Here is a 16033-nt window from a genome sequence, read left to right as displayed (position 1 = left end):
GCGCACCACGCCGTCGAGTACCACCGTCAGGTGGGACGGGAAGAGTCCGACGACGCCCTCGACGAGCGACGGGTTCGCGGGGTGATTCCGGGCCTGGGGCACAACGGGGTCCTCTCGAGGGGATGCGAGGTCCCACCCGTGTGACGGTGACACCAGGAGCGCAATACCGCATTATCATGATGCGCTCCGGGTCCACCCCGTGTCCCCCACAACGGGCGCTCCGGAGGGGTTGATGAGCGCGACGTCGAAGGAGAACGGGGTCCCCCTCCGACTCGGGTCCGCCGGGGCGGGCCGGCGGCGCGCCTTCGGCGCCGCCGTCGTCGTCGCGCTCGTCCTGTTCGCGACCGGGGCGATCCTGCTGACGGTGAGCTGGACCGGCGTCCGGGAGAAGTTGCTGGTCAGCAACTGGTTGTTCCTGGTGAGTGGGTCGGCCGCGGCCTTGTGCTGCCTCTACACCACGTGGAGGACCACGGGAGCCCTGCGACGGGCGTGGGCGCTCTTCGCCGCCATGGGTGCGGCGTGGACGGTCGGCAACGTCGTGTGGTTCGTCCAGAGCCTCCAACCCGTGAAACCGTTCCCGACTGTCAGCGACCTGTTCTTCGTGATCGCGCTCCTCCTGGCGGCTGCGGGCCTGCTGCGGTTCCCGGCGGGGAGGCGGGTCAAGAACGACCGCGTGCGTCTGCTCCTGGACGGCCTCCTGATCGGCTGCTCGGTGCTGTTCCTGAGCAGCGTCCTGGTCCTCCAGGAGATGTTCGCCCGGCTGGGTCCGGGGCTCGGTGCCCTCCTGCTCGCGGTCTACCCCCTGGGCGACGTGCTGCTGGCCAGCCTCGCCCTGCTGCTCCTGACCCGGAGCCCCGGTGGCCGGCGGGCGGACCTGGTGCTCCTGGCGTGCGGGCTCCTGGTCTACGCGGTCGAGGACACGGCCTACGCCCTGCTGCAGGCCCGCGGCGCGTTCCTCACGGGGACGCCGTTCGACCTGGGGTGGATCGGGGGCTACCTCCTGATCGCCCTCGCCGCCCTGACGTTCTCGGCCCGGGCGCCGGGTACCGGCGTCCTGCGCCCGGCCGCCGACAGCCGTCTCGGTGACGTGCTGGTCAACCTCGTCGTGTGCCTGGCGGTGGTCACCGCCGTCTGGACGGGCATCGGGCACTGGCTCGACATCGTGCTCGGTGTGGTCCTGCTGGCGATCTTCGGCGTGCGCCAGGGCGTGCTCTCGGGGGACAACCTCGCGTTGCGGCGGGGTCTCGCGCACCTCGCCGAGACCGATCCCCTCACGGGGCTGCCGAATCGCCGTCGTCTGGAACGGGATCTCGACCGCCTGCAGCTGCTCGCGGTGCGCTACCGCACGACGCTGTCGCTCTCGGTGGTGGACCTCGACCACTTCAAGGGAATCAACGACCGTCACGGCCACGGGGTCGGCGACGAGATTCTCCGCCGGGTGGCCGCCCACCTGCAGGAGGCCTTCCGCGGCGAGGACGCGGTCGCGCGGATCGGCGGGGAGGAGTTCGTGGTGGCGATGCTGGGCACGGGTCGGGAGGACGCGGTCGCACGCCTGGCGGGTGTGCTCCGGGCCTTCGCCGACACTCCACAGGAGGTGGACGGGAAACGCCTGAGCGTGGGGGCCAGCGCCGGCGTGGCCGAGCAGGGGCCCGACGGCACGGACTTCGAGGAGCTCTACCGCGCCGCCGACGACGCCCTCCGGGTCGCGAAGGTCAGCGGCCGCGGACGCGTCGTCGCGGCCGGCGCGGCTCCACTCGTGGGGCCCGACCCGGACCTCATCTACGCCGCCGTCGTCGACCGCGGTCCCGTGGAGCCCTCGTCCACCGGGGCGAACCCCGCCGGCCACCAGGCGGGTCGTCGGCCCTGAGATCCTCGGCCGCGCCGGCGGGAGCCTGCCTCAGGCCCCGCCGGAGAGCGCCGAGCCCTGCCGGTACTCCTCCCAGGGGATGGTCCAGTCGGCGATGTCGCCGTCGCGGGTGGTCAGCGGGCGGCTGGAGCCGACGATCTCGACCGGGTCGCCCATCTGCACCCAGTGGTAGAAGAACTCGCCGTCGGCCGGGGAGAGGTTCGCGCAGCCGTGCGAGACGTTGCTGCGGCCCTGCTGGGACACGGTCGCCGCGTTGACGTGCACGAACTCGCCGTTGTTCGAGATGCGCACCGCGAAGGGCAGTTCCTCGTCGTAGAAGCCCGGCGTGCCCGCGGCGGGACCGCCCCACGATTCGGAGCGCATGCGCTTGATCTCGTGCTTCTCGAACGCCACGTGCACGCCGTACTGGGTGGGGTAGATGTCGCGGCCGTAGGACGCGGGCAGGCTCCGCAGCTCCTGGCCGTCCTGGTAGAGCACCAGGGTGTGGGCGTTGACGTCGCCGCGGGCGCGCTGGTCGCGGCCGACGGTGAAGGAGAACGAGCGGTCCTCGGCACCGAACAGGCCCCCGCCGCTGTGGACGCCGAACAGGCGCGCGTCGACGCTGACCTGGGTGCCGGGGCGCCAGTAGTCCTTCGGGCGCCAGTTGAGCTGCTCGTCGGACATCCACCGGAAGGAGCCCTCGGTGGGCACCGAGGTGGTGACCGCGACGCGCCGTTCGACCGCGGCGCGGTCGGTGACGGGTGCGTCGAAGGTGATCGAGATCGGCATGGCGACGCCGACGGTCTGGCCGTCGGTGGGCCGGATGCTGGCGATCTCGAGGGTCTGTTCGGGCTCGACGGTGGTGAAGGTCTGGTCGAGCGGGGCGCCGGGGGCGCCGCGTTCGTCGACGCCGGCGGCCTGCACCCGGTACTGGGTGCGGTAGGCCAGCGTGGCGCTGGTCCAGCGGGTGCCGGTGGGGTCGAGGGTGCCGGTGAGCGCGGGCGCGCCCGCCGGGGTGACGGTGACCGAGGTCAGCCGCCCGCCCGCCGCCGACACGACGAGAGGCTCGGCCGGCGCGACATCCACCGCGCCCGGAGGAACGGACGCGGCGAGGGAGAACGGAGGCGGCGGGGCCGCAGGCGCGAACAGCGATCCGGGGACGGCGCTGCAGCCACCCAGGACGACGAGCAGCGCGAGCACCGCCACGACGGGCGCCGCCCACGCCCGCTCGAGCCCCCGACCCGGCCCCGTCCGGCGGCGCTGTGGCGGTTCGATCGTGATCATCGCGGACTCCCTCGGGCCGTGAGGCGGTGATCAGACAAGCGTCCGCCGCCCGAGGTCGGCGCAGAATCTCCACCGCGACCACAGAGGTCGTCCATCGAGGTCAGGTTCTCGTCACCACGAGGCAACCGTCGGCCGGCGTCACTGCGCTCCGGCACCCGGCCGACGGGGGTCTCCGACCGCGCGCGGCGACGTCGACGCCCCTCGTCGGGAGCTCCGACGAGGTCGTCGGCCCGGCGCCTGGAGGTCGCGCCGGTCAGGCGCCGGGAACCGAGCCTGGTGGGAGGAACTCGACGTCGTGGAGTGCGGACTGCCGGACGACCTCGGCGGGGTCGGAGAGGTCGTGCAGCTGGTCGAACAGGTGGGCCAGCTTGCCGGCCGGACTCACCCAGAACAGGGCTCGGGTGTCGGCCTCGCTGCGGTTGTAGTAGGCGTGCGGGAGGCCGCGCGGCATCAGCACCGTGTCTCCGGGGCCCGCCTTCTCCCACTGCCCGTCGAGGTAGAGCGTGAAGACCCCGTCGAGGACGTGGATGTGCTCATCCTGGGTGGGGTGGACGTGCGGCGGCACGCCGGTGCCGGGCGGATCGAGGGTCTCGAACGCGAAGCTGGACTCGCTGACGGCCCTCGCCCAGTAGGTGTGGCCGAGCACGTTCCACACCCGCCCGTGCTGACCCTCCCCGGCGCGCACGATGCCCTTGGGCAGGGGACCCAGCACGATCTCGTCGCCGTCGAACATGGCCGGACCGTAGTGTCCGGACGGCGTCGGTCACCAGATGCTCGTCGTGGCGCCGCTGGTCACCGACGCCGGGACGCTCGCCGCCGGGTACGTCCCCTCGTCGCGGGGGTGGGGGCGCCCGATGGCGGGTCGTCTCGACGGCGGGGGGTGCGGGAACTGTGGGCGGTGCGTCCGCGGACGATGCCGATGAACTCCTCCATCAGCTCGGTGTTCTCCGCATCCGGCCAGGTGAGCACGACGCTGGACTGCGGCGCGTCGCTCACGGGTCGGTGCGCGAGGTCCCGGCGGTGGTGCAGGCGCGCCAGCGACTGGGGCAGGACCAGCAGCCCGACACCTGCGGCGACGAGCTCGATCGCCCCGGCCGTGGTCGTGACCTCGGACGCCGCGGCGCGGCCCGGGAGGTCTCCGGGCCAGGGGAGGGTGTCGTCCCGGGGACGGAGAACGATCTCGTCGGCCAGATCGTCGAGCCCGGCCTCGTCGACCGCCGTGAGCACGTGCTCCTTCGGCACGACGGCCACGGTGGTCTCGGTGTAGAGCGGGATCGCGTGCAACCCGGCCCGGTCGATGGGCAGCCGGACCAGGCCGGCGTCCACCGCGCCGTCCCGGATCCGACGCACCACCTCGTCCGTGGTCGCGCCGAGGAGCTCGAGGGGGACGTCGGGACGACGCTCGGCCCAGATTCGCGCCCACTTGCCCGGCGTGACACCCGGGACGTAGCCGAGCCGGAAGGACGCGGTCCCGCCCGGCTCGGTCACGGGCCCAGGCTAGCGGCCGGTCGGGCCCGATAATCTGGGCCGATGACGCGGCGGCAGAGGGCGACGCAGACGATGAAGCCCGCGACGGCGGCGAAGAAGCTGGGCGTGCACCTCGACGCGACGCCCGTCGAGTTCCGCGACGGCGTGGTCTCCCGCGACGAGCTCGACGCCCTCCAGGCCGACCCGCCCGCGTGGCTTCGCGAGCTGCGCCGCGACGGCCCGCACCCGCGCCCCGTCGTGGCGGACCGGCTCGGCGTGTCGATCTCCGGTCTGGCCCGGGCCGAGATCACCGAGCCGCTGACCACCGCGCAGATCACGGCGCTCAAGGAGGAACAGCCGGAGTGGCTGCGCCGCGAACGCAGCCTCCGCGCCGAGGTCCAGCGCGAGGAAGCACGACTGCGCGCCGAGCGGTCCGGCAACGGGGGCGCCGGGTCGTAGACCGGCGACCGCCTGGTTTCTCGCGACCCCTCCCTCGCGCAGCGGGGCCTCGCACGTCAGGTCGAGGAGCGCCCCTCGGCCTCGACCCGACGTGACCGGGACGACCAACCGCGCGCCGGCGCATCGTGGGTGCGCCTCGCGGAACGGCTCCGCGGGCCTACCCGACCGGGTCACGCGGGCGCCGGCGGACGGATCGGGATCGCGGGCGAGGGGAGCGGACCATGGGAATTCTCGGATGGATCGTGCTGGGGCTCGTGGTGGGTGCGCTGGCCAAGTTGATCATGCCTGGTGACGACCCCGGTGGTGTCGTCGTGACCGGCCTCCTGGGGGTCGTCGGCGCCCTCCTCGGCGGGTTCATCGGCGGCGCGTTGTTCGGGACAGGTCTCGGCGAGTTCTTCGACCTCCGGACGTGGGTGCTCGCCCTCGTCGGTTCGCTGATCGTGCTCGGCATCTACCGCCTCGTCACGCGACGGCGCGCCCGGACGTGACGGGGGTCGGCCGGTCCGAGTCCGCGGACGACGCCCGGTCGGTGACGCCGGGCTCGGCGGGCGTCGGCGTCTCCGGGGGAGGCTCCTCCACGGGTCAGCGGCGACAGGCGGGGACGTCGTCCCGGGCCGGGTGCAGGGGCTCTTCGTCGACGACACCCGCGTGGTGTCCGGCTGGAGCGTGGACACTCGTCCGCGGGTCGCGCTCGAGGACGACGAGCACGCGATGACCTTCGTGCTGTCGTCCTCGCCGCACCGCTCGCAGATGCGTGTGGTCGGTGCCGGGGAACCGGCCACGACGGGCACGACGTTCCGGCACGGTCCTCGTACCCGGACGTGCGACCTGGACGACCCGGTGGACCCATGTCGTCGTGCACCGGCCCGTGCGCGGTGACCACCGTGGGGACCCCGTGCGCCGCGCCGACGGGGTGTTCGCCGGGCTGGTCGACAAGTTCCCGCTCGGGGCGCTGAGGAACAAGGGCCTGACCCTGCGGGGCGCCCAGCAGCACGGTCAGCGCTACGTCCCCGAGCTGCTCGACCGCGTCGCCCGGGGCGAGATCAGCACTCGCGCGGCTACGACATGTTCAAGAACAAGGAGGACGGCTGCGTTCGGGCGGTCTTCCGGCCCGGGTGATCGTTCGCCGGGACGGCCGGCTCACTGCGGCGTCAGGTGCTCCGACGGGCCCGCGCCGGGTGGGTCGGCCACCACGGCGGCACGTACGGCGACGTGCAGGTTCAGCCGGGTGTCGGCGTGCGCGAGGTCGTGCCCCGAGAGTTCCCGGATGCGCTGGAGGCGGTATCGCAGCGTGGAGCGGTGGATGTGCAGCGCGGCGGCGGTGTCGTCGTAGTTGCCGCTGTGGTCGAGGTAGCTCTCCAGCGTGTGCACGAGGTCGGCCTGTCGGTCCGCGTCGTAGGCGAGGAGGGCGCCGAGCCAGTCCTCGACGTAGGCGTGCGCCTCGCGGCGGCCCTGCGGGGTGGCCAGCAGCCGGTAGAGCCCGAGGTCCTCGAACGTGACCAGCCCCCGCGGATCGTCATGGCGCAGCCGGACCGTGAGCGCCTGCATCGCCTCGCGGTACGAGCGGGGGAGGTGCTCGGGGCGATCGACGAAGCCGCCGACCCCGAGGGCTGGAGCCTGGCGCAGCACCCGTATGAAGGCGTCGTAGACGACCCGCCAGGCCGCCCGGGAGCGCGAGTCGCGTCGCGCGGCCCGATCGTCGCCGCGCCTGCCCCCGGAGTCGCCACGGTCCGACCACGGGGTCATCGCGTTGCCGCCACCGTCGAGCCACGCGCTGGGGGTCCCGCACACGAGGATCGCGATCTGACCCCGCAGGGTGCCCAGGTAGGGCATGTCGAGGTCGCGCGCGGCGCGCTCGACCAGGTCACCCACGGCTTCGCCGTCGGGCCAGCGCCCGTCGCAGGGCTGGAGAGCCATCACGCGGTGGGGACCGGTGAGGTCGTGGCTCAGCGCCGACGCGCGCCCCACCCGGCGGTCGATCTCGGCCGCGAGGTCATCCTCCGCGGGCTCGAGCAGCACCATCTCCACGAGATCGTGGCGCAGCCGCAGTTCGGTCCTCGCCAGGTGACGGCGGTGCAGCAGGTGCAGGGTGAGCGCACTCGTCGCGAGACCGATCGCGTGCAGGGCGCCGGCCCGGTGGCTCCCCGCGCGCGCGTCGGACTCCGGTGTCCTGCCGTCGGAGGGTTCGAGCGAGGACTCCGGATCGAGGACGACGAGCAGACCGAGCACGATGCCGTGGGACGCGGCCACGCTCGCCAGCTGGTGCCGGGCCCGCAGGGGACCCGACACCCTCCGCGCCGCGTCGACCAGCCGGTCCCGTTGTGCGCGGGTCAGTCGCGGGAACGGCTCCCGGCCGTGCGCCCCCGCCCGGGCGAGGACGCGGCCGAACGGGTCCTCCACGGTCACGCCCAGGCCCAGGTGGCCGTGGAGCACGTCGGCGATCCCCTGTTCCGGGAGGTCCGTGATCAGGGCCTGGCTGAGCTGCTCCTGGAAGCGGTACTCACGAGCCAGGGCGGCCTCGACCTCGGTCCGGACCTCGCGGTCGGTGCGGGCGTCCACGTCGGCGGACCTGTCCGTCGAGCGATCGTCACCCTTCACCTGCTCACGGGACCAAAACGGTCTTGGCCGGTCAAGCCCTGGTGAACAGACCCCGTTTCGCGATACGGATAGTGGACTGGTTGCTCCGCATGCGGACGCACCGACTCCCGACGGCGGCGACGGGGTGACCCGGATCAGGGGTTCCGGCAGGCGACGAGCCAGGCGGCGACGTCGTGGAGCTTGGTGTTGGTGTGCTGGGAGGCCCGCCGCAGGCGTGCGAACGCCTCGTCGGCGTCCACGTCGTAGCGGTTCATGAGGATGCCCTTGGCCTGTCCGATGACGTCACGCCGGACGAGAGCCTTCTCCAGGTTCTCCACCCGGTCGGTGCCGGCGAGAGCGAGCGAGGCGTGTGCGACGAACAACCGAGCACACTGTTGGGTCCGTCTCCGCGCCGAGGGGTCGTCGAGGGCGTGTCGCGTCACGTGCAGGTTCAGCGCACCCACCGGACAGGCGCTCGTCAGACGCACCGACACGCTGGCCCGCACGCCGTGGCGGACCGCCTCCCGGACGAACCGCGGCCACCGCGTCTCGGTCGCCCGCGTTGGAGAGGATCACGGTGTCGGCGCCGGCGACCGCGTCGATGCACGGACCCTCGCCCATCCCGATCTGGGCCTGGTCGACCCGCGCCGCCGTCTCCGTGGTGTGCCCACCACAGGCCAGCAGCCCGCGGTGGGCGCGCACCGCGACACCGGCGTCGCGTACGTCCGGCACCATCGCCACGGCACCGTGCGCGACCAGGGGGAGCGCGTCCGCGACCCGCCTCGCTCCGGCGATGCCGCGCGCCGACGCCAGCAGTGCCGTCAGGAGCTCGTCCCCCTCGTCCTCCGCTTCGGACGACCACACCGCCGCCGGGTTCTCCGCGTACCTCGTCACCTGGCACCTCCGCCCGTCGGTGACCGTCCGTCCGACACCATGTACGCCGGGCTACCGCCGGGGCATCGGCCCCGCCGGTCACAACCTGCGGGCCGGGCCTCGCCTGAGGGGACGAGCCTCGACGGGAACGCCCCGACAGCCCCTCGACCCGTCGGACGGGCTCGTCGGCGTGACATCCACCTGCGAGCACGAGATTCGTCCGTCCGAGGTCCTGGCGTCCCGGAAGCGAGAAGGTGGTCCCCACGCCGTGACGGCGCGGCCCGTCTTCCGCGCTCGTCCTCGTCCACCGCGCCCTACGGTCCTAGCTCGACGACAGAGAGGCTCGCTCGTCGCGGTCCTCGCCCTGGTCGTCCTCGTCGTCCTCCCCGATCTCGTCGCGGCGTTGGCGCTCGCGGTACCCGTAGGCGGCGCGGCGCACGGCGTCCTCGCTGTCGAGTCCGGAGCCCAGGGCGCCGGCGACGGTGGCCAGGCCGGTGGCCAGCCAGGCGAGCACGAGGTGGTCGCCGAGCGTGGGTGGGCGACCGAGGGTGGGGGCCATGACGGAGGGCTCGAGGAAGAACAGGGAGCCGAACAGGGTGAGCACGAACACCGTGGCGGACATGACCATCACCCCGATGCTCAAGGTCAGCACGGTGGACGCGTTGTAGAGGACGGTCTCCTCGCGCTCGCCCTCGTCGCGGGCGCGTTCCCAGAGGTGGTGGGCGCCGATGATCCAGGCGACCATCAACGCGACCGCCACCAGCAGGGTGAGGGCGAGCTTGGCGGCGCCGAGGCGAGTGGCGAGCAGCCAGATCGTGGAGTTGATGGTCAGGTAGGCGCTGGTGCCCAGGACGGCGGCCAGCGCGGTGCGCATGCCGAGCACGAGGCGCCAGGGCTCGTTGGTGCGCACCATGCCGGCCAGCAGCCGGACGCGACCGCGCCCCGGGGTCGTGACGTAACGACGCGTGTGCCGGCTCCGCCCGGCGCGCACGACGCGGACCGGTTGCAGGAATCGCGCGGCGGCGCGCCCGAGCCGGATCGGGTGGTGCCGGCCGTGCTCGAGGCCGGCGTCGCTGACGCCGGCGAGGTCGGCGACCAGGCGGACGACCGCGTTGCGCACCTTGTGGTGCTGCAGGAACGGGCCGAACCCGGGCAGGGAGAGCCCGGCGACGCACCGGTCGTGGTCGAGGTCGGCCAGGATCGGCTGCTCGCCGTGCTGCATCGGCAGGTCGGTGAGGTAGATCCCGATGTCCCACTCGGTGTGAGCGGTCTGGTCGGCGACCGCGCGGAGGACCTCCTCGGGGTCCTGCACCGAGGCGGTGACCGGGTCGGTCATCGTGCGGACGTCCCAGGTGATCGTGCTGTCGACGCGGTCCCCGAGCACGTCGGGGAGATCGTCGACCAGTCTTGCGGCCACCTCCGCGGGGGTGTCGGGGTCGGCGAGGAGGCCCACGACCAGGGTGCGGCGACCCTCGGCCGCCGACCTCGCTCTCCGTTGCTGCTCGAGGTCGGTCATCGGTCCTCCTCGCCACACACCCTGCGGGACTCTCCCGGCGTGGGGGGGAAGGGTGAACGGTGCAACCCGTACCGCAAACCCCGCCCGACCCCCGCACCTCCCGTCCGCCACTGTCGGCGTGGTGGTGCAGGACGGGCCGCGTCGCCACGGTCGGCGGCCCGTCCCCACGACTCATCAGTCCTGGCCGGCGGTCCTAGGTGGAGCCGGAGGTGGAGCTGGCGGAGGAGCCGGAGGAGGAACCGAGCGGGATCTGGCGGGGCTTGCTCGCCTCGCTGACGGGGATGGTCAGCTGCAGGACACCGTCGTGCAGCTCGGCGGTCAGTCCGTCCGGGTCGAGGTTGTCGCCGAGGAAGAGCTGGCGCGAGTACTCGCCGTACGGCCGCTCGTCGACGATCACTTCGTCACCCTCCTCGCGATCGCCGGATCGACGCGCGCGGATCGTGACGACGTTGCGTTCCACGGTCAGATCGACGTCATCCATGCGCACGCCGGGCACGTCGAGCTCGACGAAGAACCTCTCGCCGCGGCGCCGAGCGGTCATCGGCATGCTCCGAGGCATCCGCGCCCCGGACGTGAAGTTCTGTTCCATGATCCGCTCGAACTCACGGAACGGGTCGAATCGCATGAGAGTCACCGGTCGCCTCCTGGTGCCGGACGGGGTGGGCGGGCGTCGCCGCCCGTCGGACCAGCGTCAGCGTGGCCGGGCCGGTGCCGCACCGGATCGGCCCGGGGGAGTCAACCCGGCGGGACACCCTCGGCCCCACGGGGCTACGGGTCGACGGAGGTTCGGCCGTTCCGGATGCCGACGGCGAACCCTGTCCCGGCATGTCGGTGCGGGAGGGCCACGTTGCGGACGGCAGGGCGAAGCCCTCGACCCGGACACGGTGGACCGTGACGCCCATGTCGACCAGAAGGACGAGCACGCCGACCGCGGCGGACAGCGGCATCTTCTCCGCCGTCGTGGCGCGCCCTCGGCCGGCGCGTGAGGCGGAGCTCGCCGAGCTGGAGCGCACCCTCCGGGCGGCGATCGTCAGTACCCTCGCCGAGGCCGCCAGCCCGATCACGATCGCGTCGGCGCAGCGTGGTGATCAGTACTCCGCCATGGTGCTCGGTGGCCCGGTCGAGGCCTCGGCGATGGGAGCGGTCTGCGCGCACCTGCGCGGCCAGCTCGATGCCGGGGCTCGCCACCTCGTCATCGACCTCTCGCGTGTCGGACGGTGGGACGACCGCCTCCTCGCGCTGCTGCGCAGGGTGGAGGCGAGAATGGCCGCCCGGGGCGGCGTGCTCGAGGTGACCGGGCTCACCCCCAGGGTCCTGCATGGCATGGACGACGATCCGCTCGACCGCGTGTTCGCGCTGCACCGGGCCGCGTTCGAGCGCGCCCACCCGCCGGAGCTGTCCTGGGCCGACGTCCGATGCCCGGGTGGGCTCGACGAGGTGGCCGAACCCCACACGGCGGCCCGGCACCGCGCGATCATCGACACCGGTGCCTGACGAGCGGGATCCGCGATCCCGACCGTCGATGACCCCGACCGCGGGCGAGGTGGCGGCGGGTGAGGTGGCGGCCCGGGTCCTCGGTGCGCGCGTCGAGCGCTCGCCCGACGCCCACGAGATGAGCCTGATCCATCCGGACGGCCGGCGGGCCGCACTCGAGGAGGCCGTCCTCGGCGAGCGGGAGGAGCTCCTCCTCGCGCACCTGCGCCGCGACTCGGACATGCAGTGGACCGCGCCGGCGCGCTGGTGGTGGCAGGTGACGATCAACGACGTGCGCCGGTTGCCCCGGGTGCGGGAAGTCTTCCCGGTGGTGGCCCGCATGTGCGAGGCCCATGGCGTCCCCAGCCCCTGCCACCTCCCTGCGCCACTGATCTCGGCGGTGCCCGACCTGCACTGGCTGGTGCACACCGGACCCGCGCGGCTGCGCGGCCACGCCGACTCGCTGGGTCTCCCCGCCACGGTGACCCTGTGCCCGGGCAGCGTCGCGGACCAGCCGATGGGCAGTGTGGTGCCCGCCCTGCGAGAGGCACTGGCGGGCGGGCCGGCGGCGCGGGCACTGCGCGCCCTGCAGCGGCGTGAGGCGGACGAACGTCAGCTCTACCTGACGGTGGGCTGTACGGGACTCCCGGCGGACGCGTTCGCTTCCCTGGTGCGGGCCCCCGGCGTGCCGCCGGCCCCTCCGCCGGAGCACGACTGGCTCTCGCACCTGTGGTTGGCCCCGGTCCTCGGGCAGGTGGTGTTCCTCTGGTCCCGTGAGGACGGGTGGAGCAGGCACGAGCCCTACGGTTGACCCCGGCGTCACACCCTCAGGGGCGTCACATCATCAGGCGGAAGAGCGTGAAGGCACGCTCCCAGTGCTCCGTTCTCGGGTTGGTCAGGTCCGGGTCGATCACCTTGAAGGACCGCGCCAGGACGACGCTCAGGCCACCGAACACCTCGGGCAGCAGATCCTCTGTCTCCTCCGAGAACGTGACGTCGCCCGGTGGTCGCCGCAGGTCGTTCCGGAGCAGCGCGCGGACCTCGGCGGCCACGTCGAGCTCGTCGAACTCGCGCATCCGCTCGTGGAGCCCCTTGGTGATCGGGAGGTCGGCCGGGGCGATGACGTCCCGCCCGTTCCACGAGGCCGAGTTGCGGCCCGTGATCGCGATGTCGTCGATCATCGCGTCGACGAACTCGCGGTAGCGCCGGATGTCCTGCTTGTCGACGTCGACGCCCGCCGCCGACCGGAACATCCGCTGGAGGATCCGGATCCCGGCAGGATGTGTCACCCCGGTCACCTCCTCCGGCATCGCGGTGCGTGAGGGCCGCACCTTCGCATCCCCGGCCGGCCGGACTTCCGTATCGACGCGCTGTTGGACCCGACGGGGTGAGCGGGGACGGCCGTCTTGCCGCTCGGATGTCGATGCGTCACCTCCGCGCGGGTGTGACGGTGCTGACGCACGTCGTTTCCGGCGGGCCGCGCGGGTGGTCCTCGCTCCTCGTCCGACGCCACCCGGCGCCCGATCCCACGCCCAGCACGACGAATCGAGGACAGAGGACGATGAGCGAGAACGCTTCCCGTGTCACGGCGCCGCCGACGCGGCCCGCGGTGCCGAGCGCACCGTCGCGCCGGTCCATCGCCAGCTTCCGGAACTACGCGGACGCCGAGCAGGCCGTCGACGCTCTCTCCGATCGCGGCTTCCCCGTCCATCGGGTCGCCATCGTCGGGCGCGACCTCGAGCTCGTCGAGCAGGTCACCGGTCGCCTGGACTACCCGCGGGCGGCGCTGCGCGGCGCGGCCGGCGGCGCCGTCACCGGCGCGCTGATCGGGTGGTTGTTCGGACTGCTCAGCTGGATCATCCCGGTGATCGGCTGGCTCCTGCTCATGGTCTACGGCCTCATCTTCGGGGCGATCGTCGGTGCCCTGTTCGGAGTGCTGGTCCACGCGTTGCAGGGAGGTCGACGCGACTTCGCCTCCGCCACCGCCATGCGCCCCCGGACCTACGAGCTGATGGTCGACGAGGACGTGGCCGCCGACGCCGTCCGGACCCTGGGGTGGGATCACTGATGGCCAAGGCAGTGGGCATCGACCTCGGCACCACCAACTCGGCGATCGCGGTCTACGAGGCCGGCGAGCCGTCCGTCATCCCCAACGCGGAGGGCGGGCGCACGACCCCGTCGTTCGTCGCGTTCACCGACACCGGCGAGCGGCTCGTCGGACAGCTCGCCCGCCGGCAGGCGATCCTCAATCCCAAGGGGACCGTCTACTCCGTCAAGCGGTTCATCGGGCGCAAGTTCGAGGAGGTCGAGGAGGAGGCCGGACAGGTCACCTACGACGTCGTGCCCGACGAGGACGGCAATGCGCGGATCGAGGTCCGCGGCAGGTTGCACGCGCCCGAAGAGATCAGCGCGATGATCCTGCGCAAGCTCGCCGACGACGCCGGGCGGGGCCTCGGCGAGAAGGTCACCCAGGCCGTGATCACCGTCCCCGCGTACTTCAACGACGCGCAGCGGACCGCCACCAGGGACGCCGGCAAGATCGCCGGCCTGGAGGTGCTGCGGATCATCAACGAGCCGACGGCGGCCGCCCTCGCCTACGGGATGGACAAGCGCGAGCACGAGACCGTCCTGGTCTTCGACCTCGGCGGTGGCACCTTCGACGTCAGCGTCCTGGACGTCGGCGACGGTGTCGTGGAGGTGCGGGCCACGGCGGGCGACACCCACCTCGGCGGCGACGACTTCGACCGTCGCATCGTCGACCACCTCGCCGACGCGTTCCAGAAGGAGAACGGTATCGACCTGCGGGCCGACGCCCAGGCGCTGCAGCGACTGTTCGAGGCCGCGGAGAGGGCGAAGGTCGAGCTCAGCTCGGTCAGCCAGACACAGGTCAGCCTGCCGTTCATCACCGCGGACGCGAACGGGCCGAAGCACCTCACCACGACGATCATGCGCTCGACCTTCGATCAGATCACCGCGGACCTGGTGGAGCGCACCCGGGGTCCGGTCGAGCAGGCGATGGCGGACGCCAAGGTCGGTGAGAACGACGTCGACGAGGTCATCCTGGTCGGCGGCTCCACCCGCATCCCCGCGGTGCAGCAGCTGGTCCGCGGCCTCACCGGCGGGACCGAGCCGAACATGACCGTCAACCCGGACGAGGTCGTCGCGGTCGGCGCCGGCATCCAGGCGGGCGTGCTCACGGGCGAGGTCTCGGACGTCCTGCTCCTGGACGTCACGCCCCTGTCCCTCGGCGTGGAGACGCAGGGCGGGGTGATGACCCGCGTCGTCGAGCGCAACACGACGATCCCGGTCCGCCGCAGCGAGACCTTCTCCACCGCGGCGGACAACCAACCGGCGGTCGATGTCGTGGTGCTGCAGGGCGAGCGGGAACGCGCGGCCGACAACCGGGTCCTGGCCCGCTTCCAGCTCACCGACATCCGGCCGGCACCACGAGGTGAGCCGCAGGTCGAGGTGACCTTCGACATCGACGCCAACGGGATCCTGAACGTCACCGCCCGGGACAAGGACACCGGCGCCGAACAGAGCATCACCATCTCCGAGACGTCCACCCTGGATCAGTCCGAGGTGGATCGGATGGTCCAGGAGGCCGAGAGCAATCGGGCGGCGGACGTGTCGCTCCGTGCGGAGGTCGACGCCCGCAACGAGCTCGACGCGACGGCCTACCAGGTCCAACGTCGCCTGGACGAGCTCGGGGACTCAGCTCCCTCCCACGAGCGGGCCCGTGCCGAGATGCTCGTGACCGACGCACGTCAGGCCGTGGCCGACCAGGCGCCGCTCGAGCGGACCCGTGAGCTCACGACCGAGCTCCAGGGGGTTCTCAGTGGGTTGCGGGCGGTCTCCACCTCGGGGGCGGGCACCGACGGTGGTCCCACCGCAGGGACGCGGGGCGACGCCGGGTCGACGGGTTCCGGCGTCGAGGACGACGTGATCGACGCCGAGTTCCATCGCGGCTGAGGCACCCACGATGACTCAGCGCGATGTCGAGGCCGAGGGCGAGGGCGAGGGGCAGCGGAGCGATCCGGGCCAGGAGGGGCGCCAGAACGGTGCGGACGCAGCGCCGGCCGACGGGAGAACGGAGCGCGACGGCTCCGACGTCGCCGAGCTCGAGGACCGGTGGCGGCGGGCTCTCGCCGATCTCGACAACCTCCGCAAGCGGTACAGCCGCGAGCTGTCCCGGGAGCGAGCCGCGGAACGGGAACGGGTGGCCGCGGCCTTCCTCCCCGTGATCGACAACATCGACCTGGCGCTGCAGCACGCGGACGCGGCGCCCGGGGCGATCGTCGACGGCGTGCGGGCCATCCGGGAGCAGGCGCTCGCGGTGCTCGCCCAACTCGGCTTTCCCCGTCAGGACGAGGTCGGGAGGCCGTTCGATCCGGCTCGCCACGAGGTGGTGGCCGTCGTCCCGACGGAGGAGGGCTCCGAGCCGGGGGCGGTCGTGGAGGTGGTGCGCCCCGGCTACGGCTCGGAGCGGTCGCTGCGGCCCGCGATGGTGACCGTCGCTCATGACCCGGAGAGCTGAC

The 16033-nt window shown here is 72.7% G+C and carries 16 protein-coding genes and 1 pseudogene; 9 read left to right on the top strand and 8 right to left on the bottom strand.

Annotated features, from left to right (window positions below; genetic code table 11):
• Window positions 1-232: 232 nt before the first annotated feature.
• Window positions 233-1867 carry a GGDEF domain-containing protein gene (locus tag PH189_RS27210; RefSeq protein ID WP_274191997.1) on the top strand — a complete coding sequence of 545 codons (1635 nt, stop codon included), beginning with the start codon at window positions 233-235 and terminating at the stop codon, window positions 1865-1867.
• Window positions 1868-1897: 30 nt separating this feature from the next.
• Here the strand turns inward: PH189_RS27210 and PH189_RS27205 are convergent, their stop codons facing one another.
• The 3 genes from PH189_RS27205 to PH189_RS27195 all read right to left on the bottom strand — a co-directional run bounded on the left by PH189_RS27205 (window position 1898) and on the right by PH189_RS27195 (window position 4618).
• A complete protein-coding gene (locus PH189_RS27205) occupies window positions 1898-3130 on the bottom strand; it encodes a L,D-transpeptidase (RefSeq protein WP_274191996.1) in 1233 nt (410 codons plus the stop codon).
• Between the two features lie 253 nt (window positions 3131-3383).
• Window positions 3384-3863, bottom strand: coding sequence for a cupin domain-containing protein (locus PH189_RS27200; protein ID WP_274191995.1), 480 nt, complete (start codon window positions 3861-3863; stop codon window positions 3384-3386).
• Between the two features lie 59 nt (window positions 3864-3922).
• Window positions 3923-4618: a LysR family substrate-binding domain-containing protein gene (locus PH189_RS27195; RefSeq protein ID WP_274191994.1), complete on the bottom strand. Its 696-nt coding sequence runs from the start codon at window positions 4616-4618 to the stop codon at window positions 3923-3925.
• A 42-nt stretch (window positions 4619-4660) separates the two neighbouring features.
• Here PH189_RS27195 and PH189_RS27190 point away from each other — a divergent pair, with 42 nt between their 5' ends.
• From PH189_RS27190 to PH189_RS30370, 3 genes and pseudogenes are all read left to right on the top strand, one after another.
• A complete protein-coding gene (locus PH189_RS27190) occupies window positions 4661-5056 on the top strand; it encodes a DUF5997 family protein (RefSeq protein ID WP_274191993.1) in 396 nt (131 codons plus the stop codon).
• Between the two features lie 221 nt (window positions 5057-5277).
• Window positions 5278-5544, top strand: a complete 267-nt coding sequence (locus tag PH189_RS27185; protein WP_274191992.1) for a GlsB/YeaQ/YmgE family stress response membrane protein — start codon at window positions 5278-5280, stop codon at window positions 5542-5544.
• Window positions 5545-5656: 112 nt separating this feature from the next.
• Window positions 5657-5935, top strand: a pseudogene (locus PH189_RS30370) (hypothetical protein); the annotation flags it as partial.
• A 261-nt stretch (window positions 5936-6196) separates the two neighbouring features.
• Here PH189_RS30370 and PH189_RS27180 read toward each other — a convergent pair.
• From PH189_RS27180 to PH189_RS27165, 4 genes are all read right to left on the bottom strand, one after another.
• Complete coding sequence (locus PH189_RS27180) at window positions 6197-7615, bottom strand: PucR family transcriptional regulator (protein ID WP_274191991.1); 1419 nt, start codon at window positions 7613-7615, stop codon at window positions 6197-6199.
• A gap of 173 nt (window positions 7616-7788) precedes the next feature.
• The gene (locus PH189_RS27175) at window positions 7789-8016 is read right to left on the bottom strand and encodes an ANTAR domain-containing protein (protein ID WP_274191990.1); all 228 of its coding nucleotides are present in this window, start codon (window positions 8014-8016) and stop codon (window positions 7789-7791) included.
• Between the two features lie 812 nt (window positions 8017-8828).
• Window positions 8829-10022, bottom strand: coding sequence for a hypothetical protein (locus tag PH189_RS27170; protein ID WP_274191989.1), 1194 nt, complete (start codon window positions 10020-10022; stop codon window positions 8829-8831).
• Window positions 10023-10215: 193 nt separating this feature from the next.
• Complete coding sequence (locus PH189_RS27165) at window positions 10216-10647, bottom strand: Hsp20/alpha crystallin family protein (RefSeq protein ID WP_337994198.1); 432 nt, start codon at window positions 10645-10647, stop codon at window positions 10216-10218.
• Between the two features lie 275 nt (window positions 10648-10922).
• On the opposite strand from PH189_RS27165, the gene PH189_RS27160 reads away from it, so the two are divergent.
• Both PH189_RS27160 and PH189_RS27155 read left to right on the top strand, forming a co-directional pair.
• A complete protein-coding gene (locus PH189_RS27160; protein WP_274191987.1) occupies window positions 10923-11516 on the top strand; it encodes an STAS domain-containing protein in 594 nt (197 codons plus the stop codon).
• Between the two features lie 28 nt (window positions 11517-11544).
• Window positions 11545-12306: a hypothetical protein gene (locus PH189_RS27155; protein WP_274191986.1), complete on the top strand. Its 762-nt coding sequence runs from the start codon at window positions 11545-11547 to the stop codon at window positions 12304-12306.
• Between the two features lie 25 nt (window positions 12307-12331).
• On the opposite strand, the gene PH189_RS27150 is transcribed toward PH189_RS27155, so the two are convergent.
• Entirely contained in the window at window positions 12332-12784 is a 453-nt protein-coding gene (locus tag PH189_RS27150) for a DUF1931 family protein (protein ID WP_274191985.1), read from the bottom strand.
• 272 nt (window positions 12785-13056) lie between these two features.
• Between PH189_RS27150 and PH189_RS27145 the strand changes: the two genes are divergently transcribed.
• From PH189_RS27145 to PH189_RS27135, 3 genes are read left to right on the top strand one after another with little or no spacing between them, the layout of a single operon-like run.
• Complete coding sequence (locus PH189_RS27145; protein ID WP_274191984.1) at window positions 13057-13563, top strand: YflT domain-containing protein; 507 nt, start codon at window positions 13057-13059, stop codon at window positions 13561-13563.
• Window positions 13563-15467: a molecular chaperone DnaK gene (gene dnaK, locus PH189_RS27140; RefSeq protein WP_274191983.1), complete on the top strand. Its 1905-nt coding sequence runs from the start codon at window positions 13563-13565 to the stop codon at window positions 15465-15467. The genes PH189_RS27145 and dnaK overlap by 1 nt, the downstream gene beginning before the upstream one ends.
• Before the next feature lie 10 nt (window positions 15468-15477).
• Window positions 15478-16032, top strand: coding sequence for a nucleotide exchange factor GrpE (locus PH189_RS27135; RefSeq protein ID WP_274191982.1), 555 nt, complete (start codon window positions 15478-15480; stop codon window positions 16030-16032).
• Window position 16033 lies beyond the last annotated feature (1 nt).

Origin of the sequence: Actinomycetospora chibensis (genome assembly GCF_028737215.1) — a bacterium.
Lineage (GTDB): Bacteria > Actinomycetota > Actinomycetes > Mycobacteriales > Pseudonocardiaceae > Actinomycetospora > Actinomycetospora chibensis.
The sequence above is the reverse complement of the archived record's forward strand: the minus strand, read 5'-3'. Positions and strand labels throughout refer to the sequence as shown.

Excerpts from the sequence above, each read along its gene's own strand:
- PH189_RS27165 (WP_337994198.1), bottom strand. The coding sequence starts at position 10,647 with ATGCGATTCGACCCGTTCCGTGAGTTCGAGCGGATCATGGAACAGAAC.
- PH189_RS27170 (WP_274191989.1), bottom strand. The coding sequence starts at position 10,022 with ATGACCGACCTCGAGCAGCAACGGAGAGCGAGGTCGGCGGCCGAGGGT.
- PH189_RS27155 (WP_274191986.1), top strand. The coding sequence starts at position 11,545 with ATGACCCCGACCGCGGGCGAGGTGGCGGCGGGTGAGGTGGCGGCCCGG.
- dnaK (WP_274191983.1), top strand. The coding sequence starts at position 13,563 with ATGGCCAAGGCAGTGGGCATCGACCTCGGCACCACCAACTCGGCGATC.
- PH189_RS27210 (WP_274191997.1), top strand. The coding sequence starts at position 233 with ATGAGCGCGACGTCGAAGGAGAACGGGGTCCCCCTCCGACTCGGGTCC.
- PH189_RS27185 (WP_274191992.1), top strand. The coding sequence starts at position 5,278 with ATGGGAATTCTCGGATGGATCGTGCTGGGGCTCGTGGTGGGTGCGCTG.
- PH189_RS27145 (WP_274191984.1), top strand. The coding sequence starts at position 13,057 with ATGAGCGAGAACGCTTCCCGTGTCACGGCGCCGCCGACGCGGCCCGCG.
- PH189_RS27205 (WP_274191996.1), bottom strand. The coding sequence starts at position 3,130 with ATGATCACGATCGAACCGCCACAGCGCCGCCGGACGGGGCCGGGTCGG.
- PH189_RS27135 (WP_274191982.1), top strand. The coding sequence starts at position 15,478 with ATGACTCAGCGCGATGTCGAGGCCGAGGGCGAGGGCGAGGGGCAGCGG.
- PH189_RS27200 (WP_274191995.1), bottom strand. The coding sequence starts at position 3,863 with ATGTTCGACGGCGACGAGATCGTGCTGGGTCCCCTGCCCAAGGGCATC.
- PH189_RS27160 (WP_274191987.1), top strand. The coding sequence starts at position 10,923 with ATGTCGACCAGAAGGACGAGCACGCCGACCGCGGCGGACAGCGGCATC.
- PH189_RS27190 (WP_274191993.1), top strand. The coding sequence starts at position 4,661 with ATGACGCGGCGGCAGAGGGCGACGCAGACGATGAAGCCCGCGACGGCG.